The sequence below is a fragment of the Corynebacterium ammoniagenes DSM 20306 genome (genome assembly GCF_001941425.1).
GTDB classification, from domain to species: Bacteria; Actinomycetota; Actinomycetes; order Mycobacteriales; family Mycobacteriaceae; genus Corynebacterium; species Corynebacterium ammoniagenes.
Genome location: NZ_CP009244.1, coordinates 1,560,358 through 1,586,830 on the forward strand (window position 1 = coordinate 1,560,358; position 26,473 = coordinate 1,586,830).

Here is a 26,473-nt window from a genome sequence, read left to right on the forward strand (position 1 = left end):
GTGTCCTTTTCTCTTAAATTGTATAAATTACGCTGAGTAGATCCTACTCCTGCACTAAAGCATAGAGCAAACCCTTAGAATTCTTCATCAATCATATCCACATCCGGCAATAATGGCGCCAAATCTGGCAGTCGCTCCAACGAGTCAATACCGAGCAATTCCAGCAACAACGCCGTAGTTTCATAGCGAATTCCGGGGCCTTCAAAATCTTCGCCATCTACCTCGCGGATTAGCCCGCGCAAGGTCAACGTGCGCATCACGCCGTCAACATTTACCCCGCGCACGGCTGCGACCTGTGCACGAGTACACGGCTGCCGGTAGGCAACAACAGCTAGCGTTTCTAGGGCCGCGCGCGAAAGCTTGGTTTGAGTGCCATCGAGCAAGAATTGCTCGACCGCATCCGCATTATCGCGGCGGGTGAAATACCGCCATCCATCGTCGGAGTGGCGAAGCTCGATGCCAGACCCCCGCATGTCCAGCTCAGTTTGGATTTCTTTAAGGACTTCTTCGACTTCCGCCACGTCGACGTCGACCGCACGCGCAATACTTGCAGCGTGCGCGGGAGTATCAATCACCAATAAAATGGATTCTATTTGTGAGCGCAGGGAGCTAATAAACGGCATGTCATTAGCTGAGATCTCCGATGGATTCATTGTCTACTCCTTAGTCCCAGTTCGCTGCTGCCACTACAGCTGGATCAACATCCAGGCCTGTCCATGACACATTGAGCTGTCCCAGCGGTTCTTCCTGCTCGGTTTCTACCGCCTTAGCCTTGTATAACTCCAACAATGCGAGAAAGCGTCCCACCACCTGCATCGATAGCGTGCAATCACGGGTTAGTGCATTAAAGCTTAACCACTGCTCCGCACCGAGTAATTTCAGCACATCCATGATCTTGCCGGCCTGCTCCGGCACGGAGACCGCAACCTGGTGAATATGGCCAATACCGACTTCTTCCGGCGGCTTGGGCCGAAAGACGCTCGCGGCAAGTTCTGCGAAAGTTGCTGGAGTGTGCCCGAGTTTCACCGGAGGCAACAGCGAGGCGAATTGCTCTTCCATGCCGACTGCGCGTGGATAAGCTCTACGGGCATCGCGCTGCCATTGGGCAAATTGATCAGCGACCTGTTTGTATGCCCGGTACTGCAAAAGCCGCGCGAAGAGGAGATCGCGAGATTCAAGTAGCTCGAGGTCATCGATATCATCGACTTCCCCACGGGGTAGCAAGCGCGCAGCTTTTAGATCTAAAAGGGTCGCTGCGACGACGAGAAATTCCGTGATTTCATCAAGGCCAGAGGTGTGATCAAGGCTGCGGGTATAAGCCACAAACTCATCTGTAACTTCAGATAAAGCAATATCAGTAACATCGAGCTTTTTGCTGTGAATAAGTTGTAGCAGCAGGTCAAAAGGGCCTTCGAAATTGGCCAGTGCGATGCGAAAGCCGGGAATTTCCGGCTGTACTGCTTCTTCTATTTTTTGATCGGCCATCTACGCCCGCATCTAGGCCTTGGTGCGCTCAATTACTTCAGCCGCCAAATCCTGATACTGCTTGGCTGCCTGGGAAGACGGCGCCCACGTCGTGATGGGTTCACCGGCGACTGAGGTTTCGGGGAAACGCACCGTGCGGGTAATCACGGTGTCAAAGACCTTATCGTCAAAATACTCCACTACCCGCGACATGACTTCGCGGGCATGCTTGGTGCGGCGGTCAAACATGGTGACCAAAATACCGATGACTTCCAAGTCAAAGTTGATGCGTTCCGCGACTTTCTCCACGGTATCGGTCAACAGCGCCAAGCCGCGCAGGGAGAAGAACTCACATTCCATGGGGATGATCACACCATGTGAACACGCCAGTGCATTGACCGTAAGCAAGCCGAGGGAAGGCTGGCAGTCAATGATGATGAAGTCATAATCTTTCATCACCGGGCGCAAAGCGCGAGCTAGAGTGTGCTCACGGCCGACTTCATTGACCATCTGAATCTCTGCAGCCGACAGGTCAATATTGGCCGGAACCAAGTCAAGGCCTGATACCTCAGTGTGCACAATCGCCGAGTGAATAGAGGTCTGACTATCAAGCATCACATCGTAGATCGTGTCTTCGATGTCATTGTGATTTAAACCAAGTCCTGCGGATAATGCACCCTGCGGGTCAAGGTCGACCAGCAGGACTTTGCGTCCGTACTCAGCCAAGCATGCGCCCATGTTGATGGTGGAGGTGGTTTTACCCACACCACCTTTTTGGTTACACATGGAAATAATGGTCGCGGGACCATGCTTATCCAGCTCAGGCGGCTGTGGGATAGTGCGCAGCGGCCGGCCAGTTAGTCCTAGCTCCGGCTTTTCTGCGTCAAAGAGTCCCTCGTTGCTCACGTTTTACTCCCTACTTCCCTACCAACACTCAACCTGTAAAGCTATCTAAAGTTACACGGCTGTCATTTAACACTGAGATTAAGCTTACTCGTTAATCCTACAAGGCACATCGCCGCCTAGCAGCAACGCTTATGAGCGCGCCGTGTCCAGCAACAATGCCCTCAAACTGCGTTATACGTGGGAGTTAGAACGACGCTTGATAATTTTGCGGATTACGAATCCAACGATGATAAGCAAAATGAGGACACCGAGGATTACAACACCGGTCACCAAAAGGTTGCTTCCATTCTCCGCGCTTTCACCAGACGTAGCTGTAGCATCCTCGGAATCACTACCTGCTGCTTGGAAGTTGGGGTCTTTCAGGCTGACAATCACTTCCACCCCAGAGCCATCCTTGCGGACAAGCTGCATATAAAACGGGTTATCTGGTGCCTGTCCCTCCGGATAGGTCAGCGTCAAGGTTCGCGCCGCTGCATCAATATCGCGCTCGACGTCCTCGATGATATTTCCATCGGCATCAACATAACGCAGCGTAAATTGCTCCTGGTCTAAGTTTCCAAACCGTTGGTAGAAATCCAGCGCTTGGCGCAGTCCGAGCTGCGCGGTGATGGTGTTTCCATCGATTGTTGATTCCAAATCAATGCGCTCTGCTGTGGACTCATCGAGTTCTTCAGCGGCTTGGCGTTCCGGCTTGTCCCCGGGAACAACAGGAAGCGAAGAATTATCGGTGCGGGTGTTATCCGAAGAACCGGAATTAGCAGTGCCAGCATTGCCCTCACCGCCACGTCCTGCTTGCCCGTTTTCCGCGCCCCCTGCACCACCGTTGCCGGCATCATCGCCACCAGTTCCACCGGATCCGTCTCCAGCAGCCCCGCCTCCGGCGGCTCCGCTTCCGGCGGCTCCACCGCCCGTGTCACCACCGGTGGCACCACTTCCGCCAGCACCAGAGCCTTCTCCCCCGCCAGAATTAGATGGGGAATTCGACTGGCCTTCGGCCACTAAAGTAATCGTCGCTGATTGTCCCTGGGCAGAGACAGGTACCGAAATCTGACCGCCCTCAGGTGGTGCGGTAATGGTCACGGAATTACCCGCCGAGGACACGGACCAGCCATCACCGGAGTAGCCGGCATCGACCGCAATAGGCACGTTGACGGTGGTGGTCTGGCCCGCAGGCACGGAAATCGGGGCAGAAATAGCAGCGCGTGCATCTTCAACAGAAATGCCAGCTGGCAATGCTTGCGCTGACGGTGCAGCTGCAACGGCGCCAGCACCGAGACCCAGACCAATCACGCATGCTGCGGCTATCGATGCCGCTGTGCGCTGATAGCCAGCAGGGGCTATAAACTTCGACGGCAACCACGCCGGCGAGGAAGAAGTAGTGGTGGATACGGCCTGGGTGGAGCGCTTGTGGGAGACGTTCACGACAATAGTCGTCCTTTCAAGAGGGCGGTGCTATGACTTTTCTGGTTGAGCGCAGGGCTGCTGAAAATGAAAAAGTGCACATCATATTGTGCACGGGTACGTGAATTACCGTACTGCAAAAGCTTCCGCCTTAGCTACATCTATGCACGCGGGTGCGCAACACGCCACACTTCCCGCAGGGAATCAGCAGTGACGTGCGTATAAATCTGCGTGGTTGTCACGGAGGAATGACCAAGGAGTTCCTGTACGGTACGCACGTCTGCCCCGCCTTGGAGCAGGTGCGTGGCAAACGAGTGCCGCAGGGTGTGCGGCGATACCTTCTTATCTAATCCTGCGCGCTGCACCGCTTGTTGGATAACTGCCCACGCACTTTGCCGCGATAATGGTTTGCCCAGGGTATTGAGAAATAGCGCATGAGACTTACCGCGGCTCAGTTGTGGGCGAGCCCGCACGAGATATTCTTCGATGGCTGTGCGCGCATGGGATCCCAAGGGCACCAGCCGCTGCTTAGAGCCCTTACCCGTCACCGTTAAAATCTCTGGACTATCGGCGACGTCATCAACGGCCAGGTCCAAAAGTTCCGAAACGCGAGCACCCGTGCCATAGAGCATTTCCAACAAGGCTTTATCGCGAATATCGACCGCGGTAGCCACCTCACCAGCAGGAACCGAATCAATAAGACGAGTGACTTCATCGATGCTCAACGAGTCGGGCAAATGTTTCCCCGGACTCGGGGGCGCTACCTCTGCGGCCACGTCGACATCGATAAGCCCCTCCGACAGCGCGAATTTATGCAGGCCGCGCGCGACAATCAAAGCACGGCTTGTCGATGCACTCGATAGCGGCTTTTGCCCGTCCCACCCGCGGCGCAGATCCGCAACATAAGACTCAACGTGGTGCGAAGAAACCTCACTTAATGTAGAGATATTCGCGGTGGTGAGCCAGGAAACGTAGCGTTTGAGATCGCGACGATAGTTGCTCACCGTATTCTTCGACGCACCCTTTTCGACCGCTAGGTGGTCCAACCAGCCCTGGGCTACTGAGACTAACTCTGGCGCAGGCTCAGCATGGTCAATCTTCGACTTTGACGCCTTAGCTTCTGCGGGCATCTACGACTTCTTCAGATCTGGGCCTTGACGCCGACGTGCAATCGACTGCGGGCGCAGGTCAAATGGCTCAGATACATCACGTGCCGTGCCGTTGCCGCTCAGTACCTGCTGAGCAGCCAGAATCCCGGCGACAGCGATGGAGTTATTTATATCTCCCGCCAAGACTTTCTGGACGGCCTCATCCAAGCCCACCCAGGAAAACTCCATGTCAGCTTCTTCATCGCCAAAAGCTGCAGGGCGCTCAACTTCGGTCAGATCTTGGGCCAAGTAGACGCGGGCAGCTTCTTCACAAAACCCCGGCGAGGTCACGATATCCGTCAGCACCGACCAGGACGCAGCCTCCAAGCCCGCTTCTTCGACTAGCTCTCGCTTCGCGCCAGCAATCTCGGATTCGTCCTTGACGTCCAGGAGGCCTGCGGGAAGCTCCCATAAACGCCGCTTGACGCTGTGACGGTACTGATTGACCATGGCGATTTTCCGATCAGAATTAACCGCCACCACCGCAACAGCACCGAGATGCTCGACTACTTCGCGAAATGCCACCTGGTCATCGGGCATCGATAGCTCGTCTTTGCGAACCGAAATGATGGGGGCATCGAGAAGCAGCTCGGAGGAGAGCACGCGAAAATCATGAGCCATAAAAGATAAATCTCCTTAAGGTAGTGGTGGTGCTGCGGTATCCGCTGCTTCGCTCGCACCATAGGCACCCGAGCCGCCTTCCAGCTGCTCTACGACTGCCAAGACCACAGCCAGCTGGGAGAAGTCACGGTTGATGGAGTCCACGGTAGAAATCGCCTCGGCGTCATCTTCGTCTGCGGCTTCTTGACGCAGCGTATCGATGACCCCGCCTTCTCCGACGGCCTGCAAATTACCGGCAAGCACGCTGTAGCTTCCGGCCTCATTTAAGGAGTTAGCAAAGGCCACCAAGTTATCGTGATAGTACTCGCCGCCGCCCTTACCCATGACCACGACTACAGCCTGTGCTGGCAAAATCGTGCCATCTTCGTAGTCAAGGAAGCCTGCTTCGCGCAATGCTTGAAGCAATGCGCCACGGTCTTCTGGTGATGCCAAAGGCTCGGTCGTATCTGGGTTGCGCAACAATGCTGCAGCCAAGGCCTGGCCGGTGTGCCTGCCGGCAGACAGATCCTGTTCATCTAATTCTGCACCTGCGGGCAATACATTGGCCACAATCGACTTCAGTTTGTCTGCGCCATCTGGATGCAAGAATTCATTAGTCAGGGTGATAGTCCCAGAATCTATTGCTCCCGCGGCATTGAGCTTGTCGCGAACCCCTGCGACATCATTCTCGGAAGCATCGCCAGCTGCGATGATGGCAACGTCGCGATCGGTGAGTGAATCCCGGATGGCATCGGCCGATAGTTCGTTAACTAAGGTGTCTGCAGAATCCGATTGGGCCTGAATCTCTTTGTTTTCTTGCAGCAAGGAACGGTGCTCTTCGCGCAGCGCCTCACTATTAGAAGATCCAACAGCTGCGGTTCCATCCATATTCGGCGCAATGACCAAGGTGCCAGCCGCAACGCCCAGCGCGACGCCGAACCCAAGACCTGCAACGACGAGGGCAGTTTTTGATGATTTAGCAAAGGCCACTGTCTAAAACCACCCTTGAACCGTCGTCGCGATGTTATTCCACGTATCAATGAGATTATCGGTGAAAGTACCATCCCCACCCATGCCGATGATGAGCACGATGGCGGCGAGAGCGACCAAAATTCCCAAAATCGCCCACAGCCACGTTGAAGAACTTCCAGACTTAACCGTGTACAGGTTAATGATGGCGGAGGAATCTACGAGTCGATTTCCAGCTTTCAGGCGAGTCAGCATCGCGGCCGGAGTTGCATTAGGCTCGGCGGCAAAAATATCATCCAAGTCCAAGGAATCACCGACCTGCACGATCATCTCAGCGCCGTGATAGTCAGCTAAAAGCAAGGCCAAATCAGTGGCGCTATCCGTTGCTGCCGGGAAAGTCATGGCACCAATGCCAAGATCTTGGATGCGCTCCAGCCCTTCCGCGGTTCCATCCGGATCCGCCGGCAGGATAACCCGAGCCCCACTGCGTAGAGTATCCGTGTCGATATCTTCCGGGTTGCCCACAATCAGATCGGGTGTGTACCCCAGCGCAACCAGGGAATCCGCGCCGGCATCGACACCGACGATGACGGGTTCATATTCGCGAATGAAGTTACGCAGACCCTTGATTTGCGTGCGGTGGTCTTCACTGGGTGAAACGACTACAACCTTGCGGCCTTTCATCTCAGCGCCGGATTCTGGGATCCCCAAGCCATCGATAAGCAATGGCCCCTCAGAGTGAATAAATTCAATGGAGTTGCCGAAGTAGGCCTCCATCCGGTCCACGAGATTGCGACGCGCATCAGCAAAGTCCTTCTCCGCCTTGGCGCGCTCGACCTGCGTGCCATGAGCTAAGAGGTTATCACCGGCAAAGATTTCACCCTGTTCGGTAATTCGCGCTTTCTTCCCGTCACGAAAGCCGGCGATGAAATCTTCACCCACGTTCTCCAGCAAAAGCACCTGGGCGTCCAGCAACATGTGCGGGCCATAATTCGGGATCGCGCCGGTAGAAAACTCGGCAACATTCACCACGGCAGCCGGCTCGACGTCGATGAGTGCCTGGGCTTCTTGGCGGGAAATATTCGCAGCATTAATCACAGCGATATCGCCGCTGCGGAATTTTTTCATACCGTTGCCTCCTGGCGTGCAGTCGCGCAGTGCGCCATGCAAACCAGGCAATTCTTGAGTTCGGGAAAACAGGCTCATGCCGGATATTGTTCCTTGTGCCAGCTAAAAAGTGTGGAAGGCGCGCGGTATTAGCGCCTGAAACCTTCAACTTCAGCTTGAGCCTTCGACAGCAACTCGGCGGCATGCGCACGCCCGGTGGCGGTGTCATCTAATCCGGCGAGCATACGCGCGAGCTCCTCGACTCTTTCCTCATTGCTCAAGGTCATCACGCCCGAGGTAACCGACTTATCGGTCACATCTTTGGCCACGTGCAAATGGGTATCCGCATAGGCGGCTACTTGCGGCAGGTGGGTAACCACCAGCACCTGGTTTGCTTGCGCTAAGCGTGCCAAACGGCGTCCAATCTCCACCGCGGCGCGGCCACCTACTCCGGCATCAACCTCATCAAAGACCAAAGTCGTACCGGCAGATCCGGCCGACAGGATGACTTCCAAGGCCAGCATCACACGTGAAAGCTCACCGCCGGATGCTGCAACAGATAGCGGCTTGGGATTAGCTGCATCGTTGGCCGCCAGCAGCAGTTCCACTTCATCAGCGCCGGTGCGCGAGTATTTCGCTTGCCGAACATCTACTTCCAGCCGGGCCTTAGGCATGGCCAGGCCATGAATTTCCTCAGTAACAGCCTTGGCCAGCTTCTTTGCGGCCTTGGTGCGCGCGGCGGTGAGCTTTTCCGCTTTCGCCACCATCTCAGTTTGCGCCTGAGCTACTTCCGCTTGCAGCTTTTCGATGGCTTCGGTGGACGTGTCCATCGATAGCAGCTTGGCTTCGGCTTCTTTCTTCCACGCTAATACCCCGTCAATATCCCCAGCGTATTTGCGGGTTAGCCCGCGAAGTTCTTGCTGGCGTTGCAAACTTTTTTCCAAAAGATCGGGGTCGGCAGGCAGCTCTGAAAGGAACTGGCCCAGCTCGCCTGCTATGCCAGCCAATTGAGAGGTTAAGTCCCCCAGCTGGGAGCTTAGCTCTCCTAATTGCTGGTCCTCGACCCCCACCACGGCCGCGTGGGCTTCACCCAATAACGTCGACGCCGGCTTTGATTCGCCAAAATCGCCTTCTTCGCCATCGATAGCTAGCAATGCTCGTTGTGCCGCTTCGCGCAGTCCATCAACGTCTTGCAGACGCTTGATCAAAGTAATAAGTTCTTCATCTTCACCCGGTTGCGGGTTCAACTCGGAGATTTCATTAACCGCGAACTGTAAACGGTCAACCTCTTGCGCCATTTCCCGACGTGATTCGGTTCGACGTTTCAGGTCTTTGGCCATTGCGCGCCAGCGAAGAAAGCTGTCCCGATACTTCTCTACCAACGGCCCAATATCACCGGATGAGCGATCCAAGGCTGCTAGTTGCTGGTCCGGAGCCAACAGGCGCAGCTGATCATTTTGGCCATGCACGGTCAGCAACGACCGTGAAAATTCATTCAACGTCGCCGCAGGTACCGTGCGTCCACCGAGATGTGCTTTGGACCGACCCGTTGACATGACCGTGCGGGAGGCGACATATTCGCCGTTTTCATCGGCTTCGCCCCCTGCGGTATCCACGATATCGGCGACGGATTGTGCATCTTCCGCAGTGAGTTCATCAGTGATGAACGTGCCTTCTACAACTGCTCGCTTTGCGCCTGCGCGAACCCGCGACGCATCGGCGCGGCCACCTGCCAGCAGGCGAAGCCCTGTGACCACCATGGTCTTACCGGCGCCGGTTTCACCTGTGAGGACAGTCAAGCCAGAGGAGAGTTCAGCTGAAGCTGAGGAGATCACGCCAAGATCAGAAATGGTGATATCTGCTAACACGGCGAGAATCCTCCTAGACTTTTAGAACACATTAACGAAAATCTACCACAGCTTCGTTAACCAACCCGACCCATAGTACGGCGCTATGCCAATGCTGACTACCCGCGCACAGACTTAGCGCTGCGGGCCGCGCCAGCCTTGGATCGGTAAGTGCAACTTGGTGACCAGGCGGTCTGTAAATGGTTCTTCGTCTAAACGCACCCACCGCACCGGGGTAGTACCCCGGGTGACTTCAATACGAGATCCCGGGGGCATATTAACTTCCCGGAAACCGTCCAAAATTACTATTGCCGGGGACGTCCGCGAGGCTGATTCCACCGCCACTGAAGAGTCCGGGGACACAACCAAAGGTTTGGTAAATAGTGCATGGGCATTATTGGGCACGACTAAAATGGCATCTAGTTCAGGCCACAACACTGGGCCTCCGGCGGAGAAAGCATAGGCGGTCGAACCGGTCGGCGTCGAGACCAAGACGCCATCACAGCCAAAGGCCATGACTGGGCGCTGATCCACTTCCAAAATTGCATCGAGAACACCGGAACGGTCGAGGTTTTCCACACTGGCTTCATTCAAAGCCCAGTCTTCACCGATGATTCTGCCGTTTTCATCAAAGACCGTGCAATCTATCGTCATGCGGTCCTCAACGCGGTAGCTGCGGTCAATGACCCGCTGAATTGAGCTTTCCAGTGAAGCGCGCTCACCTTCCGCCAAAAAGCCGACGTGGCCCAGGTTAATTCCCAAAACCGGGGCGCCGACCTTGCGGGCAAGATCTGCTGCGCGCAAGAAGGTGCCGTCGCCGCCTAATACCAAGACAAGTTCGCAACCTTCCGCCGCCTTAAAATCATGCTCCATATACGGAAAGGTCGACAAAATCGACGGCGGCTCAATGGGCTCACGCGCAACCACGCGCAGTTCGATGCCAGCTTCGACTAATAACTCCGCAGCGCGCTCAGCATCACGAATATTGCTGGCACGGCCGGTGTGCGGCACGAGAAGAATTCTGCGCGGAGAAGCACTCTGTGCTGACTCACTCACTGAGGACCATCCTTTACTGCAGTTTCAATCATCGACATAAGCTCTGGCTGCGATGGGTGCGTGGCACCGCCATCATTAATAAGCTTTAAGAAATATTCTACGTTGCCACTTGGCCCTGGCAGCGGCGAGGCAACCACGCCGTGGCAGCTAAGCCCCAAGCTCTGAGCAAAAGACGCCACCTCGTGGGTAACTTCCACGCGCAACTGCGGCGAGCGCACCACCCCGGATGTCCCCACTCGTTCTTTACCAACTTCAAATTGCGGCTTAACCATCGGAAGCATAACCGCACCTGGTGCCATCACCTGCGCCATCGCCGGAAGGGTTAATTTCAATGAGATAAACGATAGGTCTCCGACCATGACATCGCACGGCCCGTCCGTCTGCTCTAAAGTCAGGTAGCGAATATTTGTTCGGTCAAGCACTTTGACTCGATCATCATTTTGCAAACGCCACAGCAATTGCCCATATCCGACATCAACGGCATACACATTCGATGCACCAGCTCGCAGGCAGACATCTGTAAAGCCGCCTGTCGATGCCCCCGCATCGAGAACCTTCTTATCTTTTAAGTCCACATCGAAGGCCTCGAGAGCACCGAGTAGTTTATGAGCTCCTCGCGACGCCCAATTGGCGTCGTCTCCGCCTTCAATGCGGATGGAGACTTCTGGCTCCACTACAGACGCAGGTTTCTGAGCCTTGAAACCACCGACAAATACGCGACCATCTTTGATTAGCTCCACCGCGTGCTCACGCGAGCGCGCAATTTTGCGACGCACTAATTCTGCGTCAAGCCGTCGTCGTTGTGGTGGCATTAGTTCTCCTGTAGTGCTGCACGCAGCAGCTCATGTGCCTGATTAAGTTGCTCTGCTTCTGCTGCGAGATCCTCTGCTGGTTCAGCCAAGATTTCTTCGATGGACTGGTTCAGCTCTTCTGGTGTGACGCCGAGGCTACGAGGGTCCCTGGGAATGGGGTTGCTCATTAACGCCATCCCCGGATTACTGACTCAGCTTTTTCGGAAACTGGTTGGATATAGCGCGGAGGTTGAGGCATAGACCACGCGACTTCCAAGACCGTACGCAGTGCTTGAACTGAAGTAGCATTCGGATTGCCGTTGTCTACTAGAACATCCTTGCCATCGACGCGCGCGGTAAATCCGCCTTGGGCACCTGGCCTTACTTCATTTGCTCCGCGTGCCATTTCAGCCAGCGATTCCCCGATGAAATTAGGTCGGTGCTCGGTGTCTGCTTCAATAAGTTCCATTTCATGCGATACGCCCGTCAACACATGGAAAGTATTCATAGCGGCGGCATTACCACCTGCGATGTCCGTGTTGAGACGGTCACCCACCACGAGCGGGCGCTGCGAACCAATCAGGTGGGCTGCTTGGACGAACATAGCTGGCTCGGGCTTACCCGCAGAAACCGGTTCAATACCGGTGGCAGATTGAACAGCAGCTACCAAAGAACCGTTACCGACGGCCAAACCACGCTCGGTGGGCAGCGAAGAGTCCAGATTAGAGGCGATATAAACGGCACCTTGGCGAAGCGCTAAAGCTCCTTCGGTCAGTTGTGCCCAACCGACCTCGGGGTCAAAGCCCTGCAAAACAGCGGCCGGTTGGTCATCTGCCGAAGACACCACCGTGTACCCGGCATTACGCACCAAATCGCGGAAAGAATCAGCACCGATCACGAGAACCTTCGCCCCGGGTTCAATGTGCTCACCGGCAAGCGTTACCGCTGCTTGAGCTGAAGTAAGCACATCGCTCGCATTGGCTTTAAGGCCAATGGCGGCAAGCTTTTCAGCTACGTTCTCCGGCGCACGTGACGCATTATTGGTCACGTAAATGCTGGGCAAGCCGCAACTATTAATGAAGTCAACTGCTCCCTCAATGGCGCGTCCGCCTTCCCAGACGGTTCCATCCAAATCGAGAAGCAAAGCATCATGCTGTTCAATCAGGCTCATGGTGGTCTTAGAACTCCTTCAGACGCTCCTGGGCGTCGGTCCACTGATCTTCGTCCAAGCGTGCGGTGTGCTCAAACCATTCCTTAGCTTCGTCCTTACGACCTGCTTCAGACAAAGCATGCGCATAGGCGTAGCTTAAGCGCATCGCAGGAATGCCCTTCGCTTCCATAGAAGGGTTTGCACGTTGCAAGGTAACCACGGCAGCATCATTCTGTCCGAGGTCCTGACGTGCACCAGCCACCACGATAGCCAATTCGATGGCTGTTTCAGCGTCTACTTGTCGAGCCTCATCGCTACGACCAAGTTCGATTGCCTTTTCCGGACGACCCAACCCGCGCTCACAGTCGGCCATAACAGCTATCATGCCTGGACCACCGGAGATTCGGCGAGCAGCACGCAGTTCCGCGAGCGCCTCTTTCCATTCTCCGGCGTGGTAGGCAGCAATGCCATTGACCTCACGAGCAACAGCAACACGGCCAGCACGGTCCTTAGCAGCACGTGCGTGGCGCAGGGCTAGCTGAGGATCATCTTCCATCCATTCAGCAGCCATGATCATATGCTTCGCAGTGTCCTCTGCATTGTCTTTGGAAAGAACACGCAGGTCCTGCAGAATCATTGGATCCAAGTCATTAACGTCAATGTCACCAGGCAGGTCTGGGTCTGCCAGGCGTCGGTTAATACGCTCCTCGCGGAATCCGGAGCGCTGCGGAGCTAAGTTACGGCTATCGCGTTCTTGCTCTGACCTACCGCCTCGGTTCTCCCGACGCGGACCGCGACCCTCGTTACGACGATCGTCGTTCCGGCGATCGTCACGACCAGGACGGCCACCACCCCGATTATTACGGTCGTTACGATCCTCGTACCGACCACGGCCACGCCGGTTACGGTCACCGCCACGGTCGTCGCGTCGATCATCACGCCGGTCATCCCGACGGTATTCTCCACGTGGCTTCCAATCTCCACGGTCCGAGCGCTCGCCGCTCGTGAAATCACGACGGTCTCCACGGTCCCGTCGGTCATCGCGACGGTTACGGTCGTTACGCCAATCTCCACGTGATTCGCCCTGTCGGTCATCACGACGCCCACCACGGTGATTCTCTCCGCGTGGTTTCCACTCTCCACGACCCTGACGGTCCTGGCGATCGTTATTCCATTCGCGACGACCGCCGCGATTTGAACCTCGACGATCATCACGATCGGAACCACGGCCATCTCGGCGGTTAGAACCGTGCGAGTCGGAGCGACGGCCCCGCGAGTCTTCCCGGCGGCCTTCGTTATTACGCTCAGACATTCACATTCTCTTTCATTGCTATTGCTGCCAGACTATCTTTAGTTATTCTACTCGGGAACCTACTGAAAACAGATTCCTGTTCCCTAAAGGCACCTAGATTGTTTCGGCAATCACTTATGGTGGGTAAAACGCAGAAAAAGGGCTAGAACCAAACGTGGTCCTAGCCCTTTCTCACGCACTATTAAATTGTTTTATGTTTAATTGTCGGCGGTAACTTACTCTCCCACACCCTCCCGGGTGCAGTACCATCAGCGCGGGCAGGCTTAGCTTCCGGGTTCGGAATGGGTAACCGGGCGTTTCCCTGCCGCTATTTCCACCGACAAACATGCGGAACACCAATACCTGGTGCTACGGGTGTTATGTCAGATACTGCATAGTGGACGCGTTACACACACATACGTGGGTGTCTTATTTTGTTACTGTGCGGAACAAGTATTTTCTCGTTACATGGCGTTAACCAAACCAAATAGTGTTTGGTGTGTTAGTTTGTCGGTGCATTAGTACCAGTAGCCTTAACATCTCACAATGCTTACAGGTCTGGCCTATCAACCCTATAGTCTGTAGGGAACCTCAACAGAAACCTCATCTCAAAACAGGCTTCCCGCTTAGATGCTTTCAGCGGTTATCCCTTCCGTACGTAGCCAACCAGCCCTGCTCCTGGCGGAACAACTGGCACACCAGAGGTACGTCCGTCCCGGTCCTCTCGTACTAGGGACAGCCTTCTTCAAGTTTCAACGCGCGCGGCGGATAGAGACCGAACTGTCTCACGACGTTCTGAACCCAGCTCGCGTGCCGCTTTAATGGGCGAACAGCCCAACCCTTGGGACCTACTCCAGCCCCAGGATGCGACGAGCCGACATCGAGGTGCCAAACCATCCCGTCGATATGGACTCTTGGGGAAGATCAGCCTGTTATCCCCGGGGTACCTTTTATCCGTTGAGCGACACCACATCCACAAGTAGGTGCCGGATCACTAGTCCCGACTTTCGTCCCTGCTCGACTAGTCAGTCTCACAGTCAAGCTCCCTTGTGCACTTACACTCACCACCTGATTGCCAACCAGGCTGAGGGAACCTTTGGGCGCCTCCGTTACATTTTAGGAGGCAACCGCCCCAGTTAAACTACCCACCAGGCACTGTCCCCAACCCAGATCATGGGCCAAGGTTCAGGTATCCAATCCGATCAGAGTGGTATTTCAACAACGACTCCACCACAACTAGCGTTGCAGCTTCACAGTCTCCCACCTATCCTACACAAACCGAACCGAACACCAATACCAAGCTATAGTGAAGGTCCCGGGGTCTTTTCGTCCTGCCGCGCGTAACGAGCATCTTTACTCGTAGTGCAATTTCACCGGGCCTGTGGTTGAGACAGCAGAGAAGTCGTTACGCCATTCGTGCAGGTCGGAACTTACCCGACAAGGAATTTCGCTACCTTAGGATGGTTATAGTTACCACCGCCGTTTACTGGGGCTTAAATTCTCAGCTTCGAACACCAAAAGTGTCCTAACCGGTCCTCTTAACCTTCCAGCACCGGGCAGGCGTCAGTCCATATACCTCAACTTCACGTCTTCGCATGGACCTGTGTTTTTGATAAACAGTCGCTTCCCTCTATTCTCTGCGACCCACCACAGCTCAGCCAGTAAATGACATCACCGTAGTGGGTCCCCCTTCTTCCGAAGTTACGGGGGCAATTTGCCGAATTCCTTAACCACAGTTATCCCGAACGCCTTAGTATTTTCAACCTGACTACCTGTGTCGGTTTAGGGTACGGGCCATATACACACATCGCTAGAGGCTTTTCTCGACAGTACAGGATCACCAACTTCACCAATAAAGGCTCCGCATCACGCCTTAACCATATGAGTGACGGATTTACCTATCACTCGGCTTACACGCTTACACCAACAATCCAATAAGTGGCATGGCTACCTCCCTGTGTCACCCCATCGCTTGGACCACATTTCAGGCCCCACGCACGCACACAACACTCTTGCCCGAAGGCGCAAGTACCATGCTTGTGGGTGGTTAGTATCAATGCTTTACCACGGGCGCGCATATACGGGTACCAGAATATCAACTGGTTATCCATCGACTACGCCTGTCGGCCTCGCCTTAGGTCCCGACTCACCCTGGGAAGACGAACTTGACCCAGGAACCCTTAGTCATCCGGCGGGACAGATTCTCACTGTCCAATTCGTTACTCATGCCTGCATTCTCACTCGCACACAGTCCACGACTCCTTACAGTACCGCTTCATACCATGCACGACGCTCCCCTACCCAATACATAAAAATATATTGCCGCGGCTTCGGCGGTGTGCTTGAGCCCCACTACATTGTCGGCGCAAAACCACTCGACCAGTGAGCTATTACGCACTCTTTCAAGGATGGCTGCTTCTAAGCCAACCTCCTGGCTGTCTTCGCGATCTTACATCTTTTTCCACTTAGCACACCCTTAGGGGCCTTAACCGGCGATCTGGGCTGTTTCCCTCTCGACTATGAAGCTTATCCCCCACAGTCTCACTGCCGTAGAACACAATTGATGGCATTCGGAGTTTGGCTGATGTTGCTAAGATGATAGTCCCGCTCAACCAACCAGTAGCTCTACCTCCACCAAGCTACTACGACGCTGCACCTAAATGCATTTCGGGGAGAACCAGCTATCACGGAGTTTGATTGGCCTTTCACCCCTACCCACAACTCATCCCCGCAGTTTTCAACCTACGTGGGTTCGCGCCTCCACGACGTCTTACCATCGCTTCACACTGGCCATGGGTAGATCACCCCGCTTCGGGTCCAGGACATGCCACTACCACCCTCGTTAGGATTCGGTTTCCCTACGGCTACCCCACACGGGTTAACCTCGCGACATGCCGCTGACTCGCAGGCTCATTCTTCAAAAGGCACGCCATCACCCACACAACAAGGGGCTCTGACGGATTGTAGACACATGGTTTCAGGAACTATTTCACTCCCCTCCCGGGGTACTTTTCACCATTCCCTCACGGTACTCATACACTATCGGTCACACTGAGTATTTAGGCTTACCGGGTGGTCCCGGCAGATTCACAGCAGATTCCACGAGCCCGCTGCTACTCGGGCACCACAACACACACACCATGTTATCTTCACCTACAGGGCTCTCACCTTCTACGGCCGGGCATTCCAACCCACTTCACCTAACAACACAATGCGCGCTCTGTCCTGGTAGAAACAGAAAATCATGGCCCCACAACACCGCATGCACAACCTCTACCAAGTATCACATACACACGGTTTAGCCTCATCCACGTTCGCTCGCCGCTACTAGCAGAATCATTATTTATTTTCTCCTCCTGCAGGTACTAAGATGTTTCACTTCCCCACGTATAACCCCCACACTGACTATGAATTCATCAGCAGGTACCTACCCATAACGGCAGGCGGGTTTCCCCATTCGGACATCCTCGGATCAACGCTCAATTGACAACTCCCCGAGGCTTAACGCAGCCTTACACGTCCTTCATCGGCCCAGCATACCAAGGCATCCACCATGCGCCCTTAAATAACAAACACACACCCCACAACCAACACACAATCAGCTGTGGGGGTGAACAACCATAACTAAAAAATACTGAACCACACACCAACCAAAGTTGGTATGTGACGTTCTCACAGAAAAAATAAGAAAAATTACACACACCACACAAACACACAATCCAAAGACCATACATTCATGTGGTGGATGCTCGCGTCCACTATACAGTTCTCACACAACACCCCACACCACCAACCACACACCCACTTTGCAAACAAAGCGTTTAGTGCGTGTTTCGTGATGCAAGCACCAGGACCAACCCACATAACGTGAATTGCTGTCCCAGACACCCAACAGTGCACCAATGTCTAAACCCAGATTTAATCTTGCCTGTGTTTATGTGTCTCAAGAATTTGTGTTAGCAGCCTCTATAACTGCCGGTGTGTTTCCACTCCGATTCAAACTCGGTGGCATGACCACACTCGGGTCATCAACCACCACCACCCGCGCTATACAACTGCACAGCTGCGTGATGTTAATAAATAATGCTCCTTAGAAAGGAGGTGATCCAGCCGCACCTTCCGGTACGGCTACCTTGTTACGACTTCGTCCCAATCGCCGATCCCACCTTCGACAGCTCCCTAACAAGTTTAGGCCACTGGCTTCGGGTGTTACCAACTTTCATGACGTGACGGGCGGTGTGTACAAGGCCCGGGAACGTATTCACCGCAGCATTGCTGATCTGCGATTACTAGCGACTCCGACTTCATGGGGTCGAGTTGCAGACCCCAATCCGAACTAAGGCCGACTTTCAGGGATTCGCTCCACCTCACGATGTCGCTGCCCATTGTATCGACCATTGTAGCATGTGTGAAGCCCTGGACATAAGGGGCATGATGATTTGACGTCATCCCCACCTTCCTCCGAGTTAACCCCGGCAGTTTCTCATGAGTCCCCACCATCACGTGCTGGCAACATAAGACAAGGGTTGCGCTCGTTGCGGGACTTAACCCAACATCTCACGACACGAGCTGACGACAACCATGCACCACCTGTATACAGACCACAAGGGACGAACTATCTCTAGCCCAATCCTGTATATGTCAAGCCCAGGTAAGGTTCTTCGCGTTGCATCGAATTAATCCACATGCTCCGCCGCTTGTGCGGGCCCCCGTCAATTCCTTTGAGTTTTAGCCTTGCGGCCGTACTCCCCAGGCGGGGCGCTTAATGCGTTAGCTACGGCACAGAAGACGTGGAAGCCCCCTACACCTAGCGCCCACCGTTTACGGCATGGACTACCAGGGTATCTAATCCTGTTCGCTACCCATGCTTTCGCTCCTCAGCGTCAGTTACTGCCCAGAGACCTGCCTTCGCCATCGGTGTTCCTCCTGATATCTGCGCATTTCACCGCTACACCAGGAATTCCAGTCTCCCCTACAGCACTCAAGTTATGCCCGTATCGCCTGCACGCCCGAAGTTAAGCCCCGGGATTTCACAGACGACGCGACAAACCACCTACGAGCTCTTTACGCCCAGTAATTCCGGACAACGCTTGCACCCTACGTATTACCGCGGCTGCTGGCACGTAGTTAGCCGGTGCTTCTTATCTACCTACCGTCACCACCAAAGGTGGCTTCGTCGATAGCGAAAGGAGTTTACAACCCGAAGGCCGTCATCCCCCACGCGGCGTCGCTGCATCAGGCTTGCGCCCATTGTGCAATATTCCCCACTGCTGCCTCCCGTAGGAGTCTGGGCCGTATCTCAGTCCCAATGTGTCCGTACACCCTCTCAGGCCGGATACCCGTCGCCGCCTTGGTAGGCCATTACCCCACCAACAAGCTGATAGGCCGCAGACTCATCCCACACCGCAAAAGCTTTCCACCACAACATCCAAGAAGTGGTCCTATATGGTATTAGACCCAGTTTCCCAAGCTTATCCCATAGTGCAGGGCAGATCACCCACGTGTTACTCACCCGTTCGCCACTCGAGTACCTGTACAAGTACAGGCCTTTCCGTTCGACTTGCATGTGTTAAGCACGCCGCCAGCGTTCATCCTGAGCCAGGATCAAACTCTCCACAAAAAAGGCTGTGAAAAGCCCAAAACCTAACCAAAAAAGACAAACAACACACAAAACATCTCTACTAAGTGTGAAGCTGACCAAAAATTACTACATAAAGAAATCAACAAACCCAACCAACCAAAGTTAGCCAGGTAAGGTAAAAGTGTTTTAACTGCATCAGCAGACAACAATTACATTCAATATGCACCGTTACAGTATTTAACTATTTTCAATGCCACCCATAACGACAAGTGACATCCGGTACACACCAACAACCAAACAAACAAAAGTTCATTCAGCCCAACATAATTCTCATCCACACAACACAGACAAAAATAAAAAATCTAGTACATTGGCACACTATTGAGTTCTCAGACAACAACCACACAAGATGAATTCGGCTTCCTTAGAAGCTGTTTTCGCTCTCGGCTGGAGTTTCTACCTTAGACAAACTGTTTAACGTTTGTCAACCAGGTGTTAACTTTTGTGCCGCACGCTCTCTCGCGGCGACTTCGATAAAGTTACACGGGACCCAGATCTTTGACAAATCGCCAGGTAAATCATGGTTTTAAGGATCCGGGCAAAACGAAACCCCGCGAGCTTTCATTTAAAGACTGCGCTAATGCAAGGTTAATTGCTCAAAGCGCGGACTTCCGATGGAAGCTAGCGGGGTAAACCTATGACCTATCTAGGCCTTGGTGCGATGAATGCCGGCGAAGTTCTTCTTGCCGCGGCGCATCACAAGCCATGCACCGTGGAGGAAGTCATCTTCGGCCGGGGTCCAATCATCAGACTCGATGCGCTGGTTATTGACGTACGCGCCGCCTTCTTTAATCGTGCGGCGGGCTGCACCCTTGGAATCAGCGAGGCCAGAAGCAACGAGCAGGTCAACGATTCCGAAAGAGTCGTCATCGCCAAGCTCTGCCACGTTGGTCTCCGACAATGCGCCTTCTAGGGTCTTTTCATCCAGATCGCTAAGTTCAGCGCGACCGAAAAGTGCCTGCGCGGCAAGCTCTACTGCCTGGGTTGCCTCGTTGCCGTGTACCAAGTTGGTCATCTCTTGCGCGAGACGGCGCTGGGCGGCACGCTTGAAAGGCTCTTCTTCGACGGCCTTGGCGTACTCGGCGATTTCTTCCTGGTTCAAGAAGGTAAACCAACGCAGGTAGTCGATGACCACGGAGTCACCAGCGTTGAGGAAGTACTGGTACCAGGAGTATGCCGAGGTCTTTTCCGGATCCAGCCACAATTTGCCGCCACCGGTGGACTTGCCAAACTTTTGCCCCTGCGCGTCGGTAACCAGTGGACAGGTCAGCGCGTGCGCTTTGACGCCATCAACACGACGGTTGAGATCCACACCGGAGACGATATTGCCCCACTGATCGCCGCCACCAACCTGCAAGACGCAGTCGTACTTGCGCTGCAGCTGCACAAAGTCATTGGCCTGCAGGAGCATGTAGGAAAATTCCGTGTAGGAGATGCCGTCGGTTTCCAAACGGCGCTTGACGGTATCGCGGTCCAGCATGGTGTTCAACGAGAAGTTCTTGCCAACATCACGCAAGAAATCAATGACGGACATGTTCATCGTCCAGTCGGCGTTGTTGACCATGATGGCTGGGTTGTCGCCATCGAAGTCCACGAATTGGCGAAGCTGCTTTTTAATCGCCTCGAGGTTGTTATCGATCTCGTCTTGGCTGAGCATGGAGCGCTCCCCCACATCACGTGGGTCGCCGATAAAGCCAGTTGCGCCACCCGCCAGTGCAAGTGGCTTGTGCCCAGCTTCTTGGAAGCGACGCAACATAATCATCGGCACCAGGTGTCCGGCGTGCAAAGAGTCGCCGGTGGGGTCGAAGCCAACGTAGAGAGCAATAGGCTGCTCACAAGCTTCACGCAGGGCGTCGATATCAGTGGACTGGTTAATAAGCCCGCGCCATTGCAGTTCATCGATAATGTTCATGGTTTCCTCGTTTAGATTCTAGAAGGGGTGCTGGGTAAAAATTTTGGCCGCTGAAAATTCAGCTGCGCAGGAGCTTACTGAGCCTTCGGCCATGGCTTGGCGTCATCCACCAACATGACCGGAATTCCATCTTCAATAGGATAGGCAATCCCCAAGCGCTCATTGACTAGGACTTGTTCATCTTCCAGATAGCTCAATGGCCCCTTGTCCTGCGGGCACACAAGGATTTCTACTAGCGCGGGATCTAAACTCATGGTTTCTTATCGTACCTTCTTATGGTCTTTTCTCTGCTCATGACCCCAGAAACAACTCACCGCGCGCCTTTCTCCATTTTTGGACGAAAAGACGCGCGGTAAAAGTAGTAGGTAAAGCTACAGACTATGCCTGCTGGAAAGTGTCAACCACTGACGAAGAAGGACGTCCGATGAGATCTTGCAGGTCCGTGCTTTCGGAGTACAGTGCACCTTGCTCAATGACTGGGTCAGCAGAAGCTAGACCAGCGGCGAAATCGGCTGGAACGCCCGCGCTGCGCAGGAACTCCTCATATTCCGCTGGGGTTTGGTTCACGTATTCCACATCCTTGCCCAGCACTTGACCAATCTGCGCCGCAATATCCGGATAGGCCAGGGCTGGCGCGCCGGCGAGCTCGTAGACCTTTCCGGCATGTCCGTCGGTGGTAGCGACAACAGCGGCCGCCTCAGCAAAGTCCGCACGCGCGGCGCCAGAAACCTTAGCTTCACCAGCAGCAGAAAAGAACTTACCCAGGGACTTACCTGTCTCCAGGCCGGAGACATAGTTTTCCCAGTACCAACCGTTGCGCAGCAGCACGTGCTCGATGCCGCTATCAGCCAGCAGCCTTTCCGTCGCCACGTGTTCAGGAGCCAAAAACAGTTCTGAGGAGTCCAGGTTCAACAAGCTGGTGTATGCAATCTGGGCAACACCAGCAGATTTCGCCGCATTGACGATATTAGTGTGCTGATCAATACGCTTGCCCACCTCGCTAGCGGAGACAAAGACTAGGCGGTCCACGCCGTCAAACGCTTTCGCCAACGCTGATTCATCTTCATAGGCAGCAACGGCGATATTAATCCCCTGCTTCGCTAGGTCTTGTGCCTTTTCTTCATTGCGAACAACGGCAACGATATCGGATGGGGCAACATCGCGAGCGAGCAGCTTGTCGATGATTAGTCCGCCCAGATGACCCGTTGCACCGGTAACAGCAATACGCATGTAAGAACTCCTTGGTAAGTAATTGTTTTACTTACGCAAACCTAGCACTAACAAATAGTTAGTGCAATACTTTTATTAGTAGCACTCACGGTCTAAGGTAGAAAACATGTCCACCTCCCAAGAAAAGTCGCAGAATCTTCCGGCTGCCGATGTCTTTTCCGCCCTGTGCTCATCCCGGGGCGCGCTTCAACACCTCACGGGCCGTTGGGGATCGTTGACCATGGTGGCGCTGTTAGAAAGCAGTACTCCCCTACGCTTTGCGGAGCTTCGTCGAAAAATAGAAGGCATTAGTGACCGGATGATGTCGCAGACTTTGGGCCAGTTAGAGCGCGACGGCATGGTCAAACGCGAGGTCCGCAGCTCCATTCCCCCGCACGTGGACTACTCGCTTACTCCGCTGGGAATCAAGGTTGCCCGACCACTGCAGACATTGACCGACATCATTGAGTCACAGTTGGATGAGGTCATCGCGTCGCAAGAGCTTTACGATGCCAACCTGGAGAAATAAATAGAAAAATGCTCTTATCCCACATTCAGGGATAAGAGCATTTTTACTATCGAGCGAAGTTCTTAGTTCTTAGCTTCTGCTCGCACTGGCGTATTTGCCCACGCGCGGAAATCGTCGTTGAGCTTATTGACGGTCTCGCGCTGTTCAGTAACGCGCGTGCCAGCGGTACCGCCCTTGGTGGAACGAGATGCCACCGCACCATCGATAGTGAGCACGTCGCGCACGGCTGGCTTGAGGCGACTGTCCACGTTCTGGAGTTCTTCATCGGTGAGGTCTACAAGATCCACACCACGAGATTCCGCCAAGCGAACGCATTCGCCGGATGCCTCGTGAGCCTCGCGGAAAGGAACGCCTTCGCGCACCATCCACTCTGCCAAGTCAGTAGCCAGCGTAAAGCCCTGCGGGGCAAGCTCGCGCATGCGCTCGGTGTGGAATTCCAAGGTAGAGACCAGACCCGTCATAGCCGGTAGCAGCAAGTTGAGCTGCGCGACCGAATCCACGATGGGTTCTTTATCTTCTTGCAGGTCACGGTTATAGGCCAAAGGTTGTGCCTTTAACGTTGCGAGCAAGCCGGCAAGGTTGCCAATGAGGCGTCCGGTTTTACCGCGGGTCAGCTCGGCAACATCCGGGTTTTTCTTCTGCGGCATGATGGACGAACCTGTCGACCAGGCATCACTGAGGGTGACGTAGCCGAATTCCGGAGTACACCAGTAGATGATTTCTTCGGCAAAGCGCGACATATCCACGGCGATTTGCGCCAAGACGAATGCCGTCTCGGAGGCGAAATCACGCGAAGCCGTGGCATCGAGGGAGTTTTCTGCTGCGGCATCAAAGCCCAGCTCATCGGCGATGGCCTCTGGGTTGAGCTGCAAGGAAGAACCTGCCAGCGCACCAGAGCCATATGGAGAAATAGCCAAACGCTTGTCCAGGTCCTTGAGGCGATCGATATCGCGCAGCAAGGGCTGGGCATGAGCGAGCAGCGAATGTGCCAGCAAGATCGGCTGTGCCGCTTGCGAGTGCGTCTTGCCCGGCATGATGGCATCGGGATGCTTTTCAGCCTGGCCGGAGATAGCTTCGACGAGGTCGCTGACCTGCAGCGCAATATCGCGGATGGCATCGCGCACCCACATGCGAAATAGCGTGGCCACCTGGTCATTGCGGGAACGACCAGCGCGCAGGCGCCCGCCTACTTCCGGTCCGACGATGTCAATTAGCCCACGTTCCATTGCGCCGTGGACATCTTCATCGCTGGCTGCGGGGCCAAATTCACCCGAAGCCACCCTGGCGCCGAGCTCGTCGAGGCCATCGAGCATGGTCTGCAGGTCGGCATCGGAAAGCAATCCGGCGCTGTGCAATACCTTGGCGTGCGCTTTCGATGCCAGCACGTCATAAGGAGCCAGCACCCAATCGAAGTGCGTGGATACTGACAACGCAGCCATGGCCTCTGACGGTCCGCCAGAAAAGCGTCCGCCCCACAGTGCGCCTTCATTCGTCTTATGTGGCTGCATATTGGCTAACTATCCTCCGTTATTTTTGGACTATACGCGCGCAATTTTCCGCGTATATTCGCGTACTTTCGCGTTTTACTGGCCGTTCTCGCTGGTTGGGAAACCGCCATCACGGTCACGCTGGTTGGAGATCTGGGTGGAAAGACCATGCAGCTGCACGAAGCCCTTGGCCGCGGTTTGGTCGAAAGCATCACCAGTGTCGTAGGTGGCCAAGGAGAAGTCATACAGCGACTGTGGCGAACGACGGCCGTTGACGATGATCTGACCAGCCTGCAGCACCAAGCGGATATCGCCAGTGACATGCTCCTGGGACTCGGCGATGAAAGCGTCCAAAGAACGCTTCAATGGCGAGTACCACAAGCCGTCGTAGACCTCTTCGGACCAACGAGCATCCGTCAAACGCTTGTAGCGTGCGAGTTCGCGCTCCATGGTGACATCTTCGAGCGCTTCGTGTGCACGAATCAACGTGATTGCACCAGGTGCTTCATAGATCTCACGGGACTTAATTCCTACGAGGCGGTCCTCGACCATGTCCAAGCGGCCAATACCCTGAGCGCCTGCACGACGGTTGAGCTCTTCGATAGCTTCAAGCACGCTTACCGGCTTGCCGTCGATAGCAACGGGCTTGCCCTTGTCGAAGGAGATGACGACCTCATCGGGAGCATTGCCCAACGCTGGATCCTCGGTGTAGGAGTAAACGTCCTTTGTCGGTGGGTTCCACAGGTCTTCGAGGTAGCCGGTTTCTACCGCGCGGCCCCAGACGTTTTGGTCAATAGAAAACGGTGAGGACGCCGACTGCTCAATCGGCAAGTCGATTTCTTCCGCAAACGCAATGGCCTTATCGCGGGTCCAGGCGTAGTCACGTGCCGGCGCGATGATATCCAAGGATGGATCCAGTGCGCGGAAGGAGACCTCAAAACGTACCTGGTCATTGCCCTTACCGGTGCAACCGTGGGAGACGTGGGTGCCGCCGAATTCCTGTGCAGCCTGAACCAGGTGCTTGGTAATGAGCGGGCGAGAGATTGCAGAGACCAGTGGGTACTGCTTCATGTACATGCCGTTGGCCTGGATGGTCGGCAGGCAGTACTCGTCCGCGAATTCATCCTTGGCATCGATGACGATAGATTCCACGGCGCCGCAGTCCAGTGCACGCTGGCGCACAGATTCCATATCCTCGCCGCCCTGACCTAGGTCCAGGGAGACTGCGACAACGTCACCTCCGGTCATTTTTGCCAGGTAAGGGATGGCAACCGAGGTATCAAGGCCGCCGGAGTAAGCAAGCACAACGCGTGCGTTCATAGTTTCTATCTCCTCTGTCTTAACGTTTTACTCATTCATGATACGGCTATTTCCACAGCTGTACGTCACGAGGGCTTCTATTGGAAAATATACATGAAGTTACATAATATACAAACTCGTCGTGCATAATCTGAAGCCGTGTTTATTCAATCTCACCTCGACGCGAGCCAGCGAGGCGTTCGGCCAGCTCTGCCCCGGTAATTGATTCGCGAGCCAGCACAAAAATCGTATCGTCGCCGGCAATACAACCCACCACATCTTCCAAGCCCACCCGGTCAATGAAGCTGGCAAGATACTGCGCAGCACCAGCTGGGGTGCGCAGCATGGCGATATTGCCGGAGCTATCCACAGAGACCACCAGTTCATCAATCATCCGGCGCAGCTTCTCGCGTGGACCATTGACTTGGTCAACGAACTGATCCATTTCCCCACCGACGGAATAAAAGGACCGCCCGCCATCACGCTTGACCTTCTTGGCACCAAGCACATCTAAGTCCCGCGACAAGGTCGCTTGGGTGATATCGATGCCTTCATCAAGCAGCAAATCAGAAAGCTGCACCTGGCTGGTCACGCGGGTTTTTCCTAAAATTTCCAAGATTTTCGCTTGGCGGGCATTGCGAGTCTTAGGCATGGTCATAGTATTTA

21 protein-coding genes and 3 rRNA genes are annotated in these 26,473 nt (G+C 54.6%); 1 reads left to right on the plus strand and 23 read right to left on the minus strand.

Going from position 1 to position 26,473, the window contains the following annotated elements; translation table 11 throughout:
- Window positions 1-74: 74 nt before the first annotated feature.
- From scpB to CAMM_RS07245, 20 genes are all read right to left on the minus strand, one after another.
- A complete protein-coding gene (gene scpB / locus CAMM_RS07155; protein ID WP_003845969.1) occupies window positions 75-653 on the minus strand; it encodes an SMC-Scp complex subunit ScpB in 579 nt (192 codons plus the stop codon).
- 10 nt (window positions 654-663) lie between these two features.
- The gene (locus tag CAMM_RS07160) at window positions 664-1,485 is read right to left on the minus strand and encodes a segregation and condensation protein A (RefSeq protein ID WP_003845971.1); all 822 of its coding nucleotides are present in this window, start codon (window positions 1,483-1,485) and stop codon (window positions 664-666) included.
- 12 nt (window positions 1,486-1,497) lie between these two features.
- Window positions 1,498-2,370 (minus strand): ParA family protein, encoded by an 873-nt coding sequence (locus CAMM_RS07165; protein WP_003845973.1) that lies wholly within the window; start codon window positions 2,368-2,370, stop codon window positions 1,498-1,500.
- 171 nt (window positions 2,371-2,541) lie between these two features.
- Window positions 2,542-3,792 carry a hypothetical protein gene (locus CAMM_RS07170; protein WP_149027158.1) on the minus strand — a complete coding sequence of 417 codons (1,251 nt, stop codon included), beginning with the start codon at window positions 3,790-3,792 and terminating at the stop codon, window positions 2,542-2,544.
- A gap of 140 nt (window positions 3,793-3,932) precedes the next feature.
- The gene (gene xerD / locus CAMM_RS07175) at window positions 3,933-4,901 is read right to left on the minus strand and encodes a site-specific tyrosine recombinase XerD (protein WP_003845976.1); all 969 of its coding nucleotides are present in this window, start codon (window positions 4,899-4,901) and stop codon (window positions 3,933-3,935) included.
- Entirely contained in the window at window positions 4,902-5,540 is a 639-nt protein-coding gene (locus CAMM_RS07180; protein WP_003845979.1) for an NUDIX domain-containing protein, read from the minus strand.
- Between the two features lie 15 nt (window positions 5,541-5,555).
- Window positions 5,556-6,509, minus strand: coding sequence for a copper transporter (locus CAMM_RS07185; RefSeq protein WP_003845980.1), 954 nt, complete (start codon window positions 6,507-6,509; stop codon window positions 5,556-5,558).
- A gap of 3 nt (window positions 6,510-6,512) precedes the next feature.
- Window positions 6,513-7,694 carry a putative cytokinetic ring protein SteA gene (steA, locus tag CAMM_RS07190; RefSeq protein ID WP_040354624.1) on the minus strand — a complete coding sequence of 394 codons (1,182 nt, stop codon included), beginning with the start codon at window positions 7,692-7,694 and terminating at the stop codon, window positions 6,513-6,515.
- 50 nt (window positions 7,695-7,744) lie between these two features.
- A complete protein-coding gene (recN, locus tag CAMM_RS07195; protein ID WP_003845984.1) occupies window positions 7,745-9,463 on the minus strand; it encodes a DNA repair protein RecN in 1,719 nt (572 codons plus the stop codon).
- A 114-nt stretch (window positions 9,464-9,577) separates the two neighbouring features.
- Window positions 9,578-10,498 (minus strand): NAD kinase, encoded by a 921-nt coding sequence (locus tag CAMM_RS07200; RefSeq protein WP_003845987.1) that lies wholly within the window; start codon window positions 10,496-10,498, stop codon window positions 9,578-9,580.
- Window positions 10,495-11,310: a TlyA family RNA methyltransferase gene (locus CAMM_RS07205; protein WP_003845988.1), complete on the minus strand. Its 816-nt coding sequence runs from the start codon at window positions 11,308-11,310 to the stop codon at window positions 10,495-10,497. Before CAMM_RS07205 ends, CAMM_RS07200 begins: the two co-directional genes overlap by 4 nt.
- Entirely contained in the window at window positions 11,310-11,477 is a 168-nt protein-coding gene (locus tag CAMM_RS12935) for a hypothetical protein (protein ID WP_168938517.1), read from the minus strand. Before CAMM_RS12935 ends, CAMM_RS07205 begins: the two co-directional genes overlap by 1 nt.
- Window positions 11,477-12,460, minus strand: coding sequence for an HAD-IIA family hydrolase (locus tag CAMM_RS07210; RefSeq protein WP_003845991.1), 984 nt, complete (start codon window positions 12,458-12,460; stop codon window positions 11,477-11,479). The genes CAMM_RS12935 and CAMM_RS07210 overlap by 1 nt, the downstream gene beginning before the upstream one ends.
- A 7-nt stretch (window positions 12,461-12,467) precedes the next feature.
- The gene (locus tag CAMM_RS07215; RefSeq protein WP_075761531.1) at window positions 12,468-13,751 is read right to left on the minus strand and encodes a hypothetical protein; all 1,284 of its coding nucleotides are present in this window, start codon (window positions 13,749-13,751) and stop codon (window positions 12,468-12,470) included.
- A gap of 202 nt (window positions 13,752-13,953) precedes the next feature.
- A 5S ribosomal RNA gene (gene rrf, locus CAMM_RS07220) occupies window positions 13,954-14,072 on the minus strand.
- 155 nt (window positions 14,073-14,227) lie between these two features.
- Window positions 14,228-17,306 (minus strand): 23S ribosomal RNA (locus CAMM_RS07225).
- A 518-nt stretch (window positions 17,307-17,824) separates the two neighbouring features.
- Window positions 17,825-19,350 (minus strand): 16S ribosomal RNA (locus tag CAMM_RS07230).
- Together the 16S, 23S and 5S rRNA genes form the textbook arrangement of a ribosomal RNA operon.
- Window positions 19,351-20,017: 667 nt before the next feature.
- On the minus strand, window positions 20,018-21,283 hold the full coding sequence (gene tyrS, locus CAMM_RS07235; protein ID WP_003848988.1) for a tyrosine--tRNA ligase: 1,266 nt from the start codon (window positions 21,281-21,283) through the stop codon (window positions 20,018-20,020).
- A 74-nt stretch (window positions 21,284-21,357) separates the two neighbouring features.
- On the minus strand, window positions 21,358-21,537 hold the full coding sequence (locus tag CAMM_RS07240) for a Trm112 family protein (RefSeq protein ID WP_003848986.1): 180 nt from the start codon (window positions 21,535-21,537) through the stop codon (window positions 21,358-21,360).
- 124 nt (window positions 21,538-21,661) lie between these two features.
- Window positions 21,662-22,513, minus strand: a complete 852-nt coding sequence (locus CAMM_RS07245) for an SDR family oxidoreductase (RefSeq protein ID WP_003848984.1) — start codon at window positions 22,511-22,513, stop codon at window positions 21,662-21,664.
- A 106-nt stretch (window positions 22,514-22,619) separates the two neighbouring features.
- On the opposite strand from CAMM_RS07245, the gene CAMM_RS07250 reads away from it, so the two are divergent.
- Entirely contained in the window at window positions 22,620-23,021 is a 402-nt protein-coding gene (locus CAMM_RS07250; protein WP_003848982.1) for a winged helix-turn-helix transcriptional regulator, read from the plus strand.
- 62 nt (window positions 23,022-23,083) lie between these two features.
- Here CAMM_RS07250 and argH read toward each other — a convergent pair whose 3' ends face one another.
- The 3 genes from argH to CAMM_RS07265 all read right to left on the minus strand — a co-directional run bounded on the left by argH (window position 23,084) and on the right by CAMM_RS07265 (window position 26,465).
- Complete coding sequence (argH, locus tag CAMM_RS07255; protein ID WP_003848980.1) at window positions 23,084-24,529, minus strand: argininosuccinate lyase; 1,446 nt, start codon at window positions 24,527-24,529, stop codon at window positions 23,084-23,086.
- A gap of 75 nt (window positions 24,530-24,604) precedes the next feature.
- Window positions 24,605-25,828, minus strand: coding sequence for an argininosuccinate synthase (locus CAMM_RS07260; RefSeq protein ID WP_003848979.1), 1,224 nt, complete (start codon window positions 25,826-25,828; stop codon window positions 24,605-24,607).
- A gap of 142 nt (window positions 25,829-25,970) precedes the next feature.
- Window positions 25,971-26,465, minus strand: coding sequence for an arginine repressor (locus CAMM_RS07265; RefSeq protein ID WP_003848977.1), 495 nt, complete (start codon window positions 26,463-26,465; stop codon window positions 25,971-25,973).
- Window positions 26,466-26,473 lie beyond the last annotated feature (8 nt).

Coding starts and splice junctions, on each gene's coding strand:
- scpB (WP_003845969.1), bottom strand. CDS start 653: ATGAATCCATCGGAGATCTCAGCTAATGACATGCCGTTTATTAGCTCC.
- CAMM_RS07160 (WP_003845971.1), bottom strand. CDS start 1,485: ATGGCCGATCAAAAAATAGAAGAAGCAGTACAGCCGGAAATTCCCGGC.
- xerD (WP_003845976.1), bottom strand. CDS start 4,901: ATGCCCGCAGAAGCTAAGGCGTCAAAGTCGAAGATTGACCATGCTGAG.
- CAMM_RS07180 (WP_003845979.1), bottom strand. CDS start 5,540: ATGGCTCATGATTTTCGCGTGCTCTCCTCCGAGCTGCTTCTCGATGCC.
- steA (WP_040354624.1), bottom strand. CDS start 7,694: ATGAGCCTGTTTTCCCGAACTCAAGAATTGCCTGGTTTGCATGGCGCA.
- CAMM_RS07205 (WP_003845988.1), bottom strand. CDS start 11,310: ATGCCACCACAACGACGACGGCTTGACGCAGAATTAGTGCGTCGCAAA.
- CAMM_RS12935 (WP_168938517.1), bottom strand. CDS start 11,477: ATGAGCAACCCCATTCCCAGGGACCCTCGTAGCCTCGGCGTCACACCA.
- CAMM_RS07210 (WP_003845991.1), bottom strand. CDS start 12,460: ATGAGCCTGATTGAACAGCATGATGCTTTGCTTCTCGATTTGGATGGA.
- CAMM_RS07215 (WP_075761531.1), bottom strand. CDS start 13,751: ATGTCTGAGCGTAATAACGAAGGCCGCCGGGAAGACTCGCGGGGCCGT.
- tyrS (WP_003848988.1), bottom strand. CDS start 21,283: ATGAACATTATCGATGAACTGCAATGGCGCGGGCTTATTAACCAGTCC.
- CAMM_RS07240 (WP_003848986.1), bottom strand. CDS start 21,537: ATGAGTTTAGATCCCGCGCTAGTAGAAATCCTTGTGTGCCCGCAGGAC.
- CAMM_RS07245 (WP_003848984.1), bottom strand. CDS start 22,513: ATGCGTATTGCTGTTACCGGTGCAACGGGTCATCTGGGCGGACTAATC.
- CAMM_RS07250 (WP_003848982.1), top strand. CDS start 22,620: ATGTCCACCTCCCAAGAAAAGTCGCAGAATCTTCCGGCTGCCGATGTC.
- argH (WP_003848980.1), bottom strand. CDS start 24,529: ATGCAGCCACATAAGACGAATGAAGGCGCACTGTGGGGCGGACGCTTT.
- CAMM_RS07260 (WP_003848979.1), bottom strand. CDS start 25,828: ATGAACGCACGCGTTGTGCTTGCTTACTCCGGCGGCCTTGATACCTCG.
- CAMM_RS07265 (WP_003848977.1), bottom strand. CDS start 26,465: ATGACCATGCCTAAGACTCGCAATGCCCGCCAAGCGAAAATCTTGGAA.